This window comes from Variovorax glucosi, assembly GCF_051216695.1.
In the GTDB taxonomy this organism is placed as follows: Bacteria; Pseudomonadota; Gammaproteobacteria; order Burkholderiales; family Burkholderiaceae_C; genus Variovorax.
The window spans coordinates 1-1790 of record NZ_JBPJZE010000033.1; the positions used below are offsets into that span (position 1 = coordinate 1).

At 62.4% G+C, this 1790-nt stretch carries 3 protein-coding genes; 1 reads left to right on the plus strand and 2 read right to left on the minus strand.

Features of this window, described 5'->3' with window-relative positions:
• The coding region (locus tag ACSFA3_RS22505) for a tetratricopeptide repeat protein (protein ID WP_435507710.1) at positions 1-281 on the minus strand (281 nt) is incomplete at its 3' end.
• Complete coding sequence (locus ACSFA3_RS22510; protein ID WP_435470077.1) at positions 190-1101, minus strand: hypothetical protein; 912 nt, start codon at positions 1099-1101, stop codon at positions 190-192. The genes ACSFA3_RS22510 and ACSFA3_RS22505, both read right to left, overlap by 92 nt.
• 108 nt (positions 1102-1209) lie before the next feature.
• Between ACSFA3_RS22510 and ACSFA3_RS22515 the strand changes: the two genes are divergently transcribed.
• Positions 1210-1790 (plus strand): tetratricopeptide repeat protein (locus tag ACSFA3_RS22515; protein WP_435507709.1); only part of this gene is annotated, 581 nt, incomplete at its 3' end.

Sequence of the window (1790 nt, forward strand, 5' to 3'; positions counted from 1 at the left end):
ACCCGAACCAGAATCTCCGACAGATTCAGAGTGGCCCCCGAGCCTTCCTCCAATAGACGCTCCGCATAGACTCCTGACGGACTCTCGGCATTCAGGTTTCTGCAGCTCAACAGACTGCCTCGTGCTTCAGGCTCCCGCCGCTGTATGAGCAACGACACGGCCAATCCTCCGTGGCTTTCCGGGTGCTGATCATCCAGACGCAATGCAGACTGAAAGCTCTGTTCCGCGACAGCAGGCCTTCCAAGGAATATCTGCGCCCAACCTAGTCCGCGCCAAGCCAGCCCGTAGCGAGGTGTAGCGGCGCGTCGCGCGCTCAAGGTCGGTGTTGGCACCCTCCATATTTCCGGTCAGAAGCTTGATGAGCCCTCTCGCTGCCCAGGTCCGTCCATCGTCTGCCCATCGGGAACAGGCTTCATCAACAAGCCTTCCCGCTTCAGCCAAAGATGCTCGGCTAGCCATTGCCATATGAGCAGCAGCCACCAGGCATTCCGCGGATGCGCTGCCATTGCCGCGGCGTCCCATCGCGATCCAACGCTTTGCCGATGCAAGATCGCCCCGCTCCCACATGGCCAGGCTCGCAACGCCAGCAACCTGGGGATCGAGTTGCCCGAGCGCATCCAACTGCGCCGCCCAGCGATGAAGCCGATCAGTCGCATGCGAACGATGCAGTGCCCTCACCCACAGGATCTCCGCAGTCCGAAATCCTTGAGGAAGAGCATTTGCGACTCCATCGACCTCAAGCAGCGGAGACAGCCATGCCACGCAGCCCGCATCGTCATTGCGCATGAAGGCGATCGAGCCCAACTTGTGGCGCACGATGGTCTGGAACAACCCGGCCGGCACGCCCTCGGCAAACAAGCCCTTGAGATGGGTTTCTGCCTCGTACCAGCGTTGCTGCGCAAGGTACCAGTCGCTTTTGCGCAGGGCCCAGGCATCGGCGTTCTCGCCCGCGCGGCCCGATCCCGCGCGAAGCTGGCGCTCAACCTCGTTCCAGTCAGCGCGACGAAGCGCGGCTGCGAACGCTTCGGCCGGATCGTCGGCTCGTAACGAAGAATCCTGGCTTTGCAAGGTGGCCAGAGAGTACGCGGTACCGGTGTTCATCAGACAAGTCATCCAGCGTTCCCGCAATTTGTTTAGTCGGCGCGCCGATGTCCCCTCGCGCGACTCCGCATCCTCCCGGCAAACGCCTTGCGGCGCGACAATGCGCGGATGAGCGGCAATGCCGCCTTTCTTGGCGCATTGCGCGTCACCGCACGGAGGTTGTTTGAGATGAAAAGCCCGGACCCGACTTCATTTGATGCCCTCATGTCCAACGGCATGAGGGCGAGCCAGGCCAACGACGGGGCGCAGGCCATCGAATGGTTTCAGAAAGCCAGCGCAGCCGAGCCGAGTGCCGGCTTGCCGCAGTTCCTGCTGGGCGCAGAGTTCGCCGCGCTCGGCGACATGAACCAGGCCGAGACCGCTTTCGCCAACGCAACACTGCTGGCCCCGGGTTTTCCGATGGCGCGCTATCAACTGGGGCTTCTGCAATTCAGTTCAGGCCGCGCAGGTGTGGCGCTGCTGACATGGCAGCCGCTGCTCGAGCTGCCCGAGGCCGATCCGCTACCGCACTTCGTCCAAGGCTTTGCTGCCTTGGCACAAGACCACTTTGATGAAGCCTTGCAGCACTACCGGCGAGGCCTGGAACTCAACACGACCAATGCCGCGCTATCGAGCGACATCGAGAAGGTCATCGCGGGCATCAACGCCTTGGGAGCCCATGCAGCGCCTCATGGCGAACAGCCTGCCGA

Coding starts and splice junctions, on each gene's coding strand:
- ACSFA3_RS22510 (WP_435470077.1), bottom strand. CDS start 1,101: ATGAACACCGGTACCGCGTACTCTCTGGCCACCTTGCAAAGCCAGGAT.